At 64.1% G+C, this 3,759-nt stretch carries 5 protein-coding genes; 2 read left to right on the top strand and 3 right to left on the bottom strand.

What is annotated here, in order from left to right:
• On the bottom strand, window positions 1–687 hold a 687-nt coding region (locus tag EOA24_RS30495; protein ID WP_133374683.1), incomplete at its 3' end, for a TetR/AcrR family transcriptional regulator.
• Between the two features lie 139 nt (window positions 688–826).
• Between EOA24_RS30495 and EOA24_RS30490 the strand changes: the two genes are divergently transcribed.
• Entirely contained in the window at window positions 827–1,501 is a 675-nt protein-coding gene (locus EOA24_RS30490; RefSeq protein ID WP_126082351.1) for an isoprenylcysteine carboxylmethyltransferase family protein, read from the top strand.
• 2 nt (window positions 1,502–1,503) lie between these two features.
• On the opposite strand, the gene EOA24_RS30485 is transcribed toward EOA24_RS30490, so the two are convergent.
• Together EOA24_RS30485 and EOA24_RS30480 are read right to left on the bottom strand one after the other, a co-directional pair.
• A complete protein-coding gene (locus EOA24_RS30485) occupies window positions 1,504–2,379 on the bottom strand; it encodes a CoA ester lyase (RefSeq protein WP_126082352.1) in 876 nt (291 codons plus the stop codon).
• Window positions 2,379–2,831 (bottom strand): MaoC family dehydratase, encoded by a 453-nt coding sequence (locus tag EOA24_RS30480; RefSeq protein WP_126082353.1) that lies wholly within the window; start codon window positions 2,829–2,831, stop codon window positions 2,379–2,381. The genes EOA24_RS30485 and EOA24_RS30480 overlap by 1 nt, the downstream gene beginning before the upstream one ends.
• A gap of 151 nt (window positions 2,832–2,982) precedes the next feature.
• On the opposite strand from EOA24_RS30480, the gene EOA24_RS30475 reads away from it, so the two are divergent.
• A partial coding sequence (locus EOA24_RS30475) for a DUF2336 domain-containing protein (RefSeq protein WP_127410410.1) occupies window positions 2,983–3,759 on the top strand: 777 nt, incomplete at its 3' end.

The following is a 3,759-nucleotide window of genomic DNA, read 5'->3' as shown; positions in this document are numbered from 1 at the left end:
ACGCGCTGTCATGACGGCGCGCACATAGCCGGGCTCACCGATCCGGATGCTGCCGTCCGGCAGTCCCAGGATGCGGTCGAGCGCGATCTCGTAGAGCCTGACACGCCTTTCCAGGGCCTCGATCGCGATGTCCATGTCGGCATCGCTGCCGCCGGCGAACGCCTTGGCGATCACGTCGTGCGTGGCCATGCCGAACTGCATGACGATATCGGCAACGCCCTCGGGATCGAAAGTCCGGAATGTTCCGTCTTCGACGCCTTGGCGGATGATCTCCACCAGGATCGGCGAGAAGGACTTGCTCGCCGCCAGGTTGATGCGGTGGAACAGCACCAGGTTTTCCGGCCGGAACATTGTCTCGAACAGCGCCCATGCTTCCGCCGCGGTCTCAACCTTGGCCTGGCGCGACTGCGCGAGGAGCGCGTTCAGGCGCCCGAGCGGATCGAGGCCCGGATCGTCGAGGATCTTCTGGACACCGGCCAGCGCCTGCCTGGCGAAACGCTCCGCCAATGCCTCCAGCAGCGTCTCCTTGGAGGCGAAGTAGTGATAGAAGGCGCCTTTCGAGACGCCGGCGGCCGCGATGACGTCGTTGAGGCTCGCTTTGTCGTAGCCATGCGTCAGGAACAGGGCCTGGGCATGGTCCAGCAGTTCTTCGCGCCTGATTTCCGGATGCTTGATGATGCGAGGCATGGCGAAACCTTGTGCATGCGGCGGCCGTTCTCGTCCAGAGTGCCGGGTGTGCCTTGAGTTATAGACCGTCGGTCGGTATAATAGACCACCAGTCGGAATCGGTAAATCGCGACGGGCGGCATGTCATGGAAGGTTGGTCATGATCACGAGATTGGTTGTGCAGACATTCGTATGGTTCGGTGTGATGGGCGCGCTGATGTTCGTGTCCGCAGGAACGCTGCACTGGTGGGGAGCCTGGGTGTACATAGTCGTGATGGTCGGACTGAGCCTTACCATGGGCGTGGCGCTCGCCCGGCGCGATCCAGGCCTGATGAACGAACGCCTCCGCCCGCCGATCCAGAAGACCCAGGCAGCCGCCGACAAGATAGTGCTGAGCATATTGCTCATCGGCATTTTCGCATGGCTGGCCCTGATGGGGCTCGACTTCCGTTTCGGCTGGTCGGCAGCTCCTGTCTGGGTGCAGGCGGTCGGCATGTTGGTCCTGCTCGTCGGCATCTGGATCTGCTATCTCACGATGCTGGAAAACAGTTTCGCGGCGCCTGTCGTGAAGATCCAGGACGAGCGTGGGCAGAAGGTGATCACAACTGGTCCATACGGCTATGTACGCCACCCCATGTATGCGGGTGCTATCCTCTATTTCGCCGGCACGGCGCTGGTGCTTGGCTCCTGGTGGGGCCTGGCATTGGTGCTCGTCTTCATCATCCTGCTCGCCATCCGCACCTTCATCGAGGAAAAGACGTTGCGGACCGGCCTGCGGGGATACGACGATTACGCCGCGCGCGTCCGCTACAAGCTGATCCCGATGGTCTGGTAATCTCAGGCGCCCGACGCCTTGGCGCGGGCCAGCAAACGCTCGGCTAGGCGCAGATGCGGCCGGTCATACATCTTGCCGTCGATGCCGACGACGCCCGGGTTTCCCGCCGCCGCGAAGGCGTCGACGATCGCCTGCGATCGCGCGACCGCTTCGGCGGAGGGCGTGAAGGCCGCGTTGATGACCGGCACCTGCGCCGGATGGATCGCCATCTTGCCGGTGAAGCCGTCGCGCTCGGCCCCGCGGCATTCCTTCTCGAAGGCGGCCATGTCGCGGAAATCGGGAAAGACGGTGTCGATGGCGGCGATTTCGGCCGCTCCCGCCGCCAGGATGGTCATGCTGCGCGCCAGGCGGAACACGTCGGTGTAGCGGCCGTCCTCGTCGCGGGCCGCCCGCGCGCCGATCGCGGCAGACAAGTCCTCCGCGCCCCAGGTTAGGCCGGCGAGCCGCGCGCTTGCCTCGGCATAGCTTGCCGCCGCAAGCACGCCGGACGCGGTTTCGGTGATGATCGGCAGGATTCTTATGGCGCCATCCGGCAGCCCGTTTTCAGCCTCATGCACCCGAAGCTTTGCTGCGAGCTGCTGGACATCCTGCCCGCTGTTCGACTTGGGCAGCATGATGCCGTCAGGCTTTGCCGGCACGAGGGCCGCGAGGTCGTCGTCGGTGAGTCCGGTGGACAGGTCGTTGACCCGCACATAGACGGCGGGACCCGTCCGGCGCCTTTGGTTCGAGATGAAGCCGGCCGCGGTCCCGCGCGCCGCCCCCTTGTTCGCGCCGGCGACGGAATCCTCGAGGTCGACGATAACCACGTCGGCGCCGGCCTCGAATCCCTTTTCCAGCTTGCGCTCGGAATCGCCGGGCACGAACAGCAACGAGCGCATCAGACCGCCTTCTTCAGCATCATCGCCTGCCTTGTGCATTTGGCGACAAGAACGTCATTCTGGTTGTAGGCGCGATGCTCGAACTCGACGATGCCGCGATCGGGTTTCGACTTGGAATCGCGCACGGAGACGACTGTCGTCTCGACCCGGATGGTGTCGCCGTGGAAGACGGGGTGCGGGAACACCGTTTCCTTCATGCCGAGATTGGCGACCGTTGTGCCGACCGTGATGTCGTTCACCGAAATGCCGATCATCAGGCCCAGCGTGAACAGGGAGTTGACCAACGGCTTGCCCCACTCGGTCTTCGCGGCGAAGTCGAAATCAATGTGCAAAGGCTGCGGGTTGAGCGTCATCACCGAAAACAACATGTTGTCGCTCTCGGTCACAGTTTTCCGCAGCGTGTGGTGGAAGACGTGGCCGACGACAAACTCTTCCAGATAAAGCCCGGCCATGATCGATCTCCCGCAATTCCATCGCTTGATAGGCGTTGGCTGCGTCTCCATCAAGCCGGTTAAGAAATATGGTGAACCGTTCGTAAACCATTTCCAGCCTACCGTTCACAACGGGGCCGGGGACATTCCGGCAAGGGCGTAGCTGGTCGGCATGGTTGTTTCGCACTTTCTAAAATGGATTGATACGGCAAGGGTTTCCGAGCGCGCCGCCGCCGCGAGCGCGCTGGCGCGAGCCTATATCAATTCCGATCTGCCGTTCGAGGATCGCTGCGCCGCCGAGGCGGCGCTCACGCTGCTTCTGGACGACGCTTCCGCCAAGGTGCGCCTGGCGCTCGCCGAGGCGCTGTCGATGAGCCATCACGCGCCGCCGCAGGTGATCAGCGCCCTGGCCGCCGACCAGCCGGAAGTGGCGGCGCTGGTGTTGGCGCGTTCGCCGCTGCTTACCGATGCCGATCTTGTCGAGCGCGTCGCCTGCGGCCACAAGGCGACGCAGACGCTGATCGCCAACCGTCCGGTGGTCTCGATGTCGCTGGCGGCCGCAATCGCCGAGATCGGCGAGCCGGAGGCCTGCGCGGCTCTGGTCGGGAACAGCGGCGCGGAGATCGCTTCGCTCAGCTTCCGCCGCATGGCTGAGCGGCATGGCCACGTGCCGTTGGTGCGCGAGACGCTGATCGCAGATCGGCGCCTGCCGGCCGACTGCCGCTATATGCTGCTGGTCAAGCTCGGCGAGATCCTGAAAGGATCGCCGCTGGTGCTGGCGATGATGGGGGCGGCGCGCGCCGATCGCGTCATGCGCGATGCCTGCGTGAAGGCCTCGGTGACGCTGATCGAGGGAACGCGCATGGAAGAGCATGCCGCGCTGATCGAGCATCTAAGGCTGCGCGGCGACCTCACCGCCAGCTTCATCATCCGTACCATCGCGCATGGC

The sequence above is a fragment of the Mesorhizobium sp. M2A.F.Ca.ET.039.01.1.1 genome, assembly GCF_003998035.1.
Lineage (GTDB): Bacteria > Pseudomonadota > Alphaproteobacteria > Rhizobiales > Rhizobiaceae > Mesorhizobium.
The sequence above is the reverse complement of the archived record's forward strand: the minus strand, read 5'-3'. Positions and strand labels throughout refer to the sequence as shown.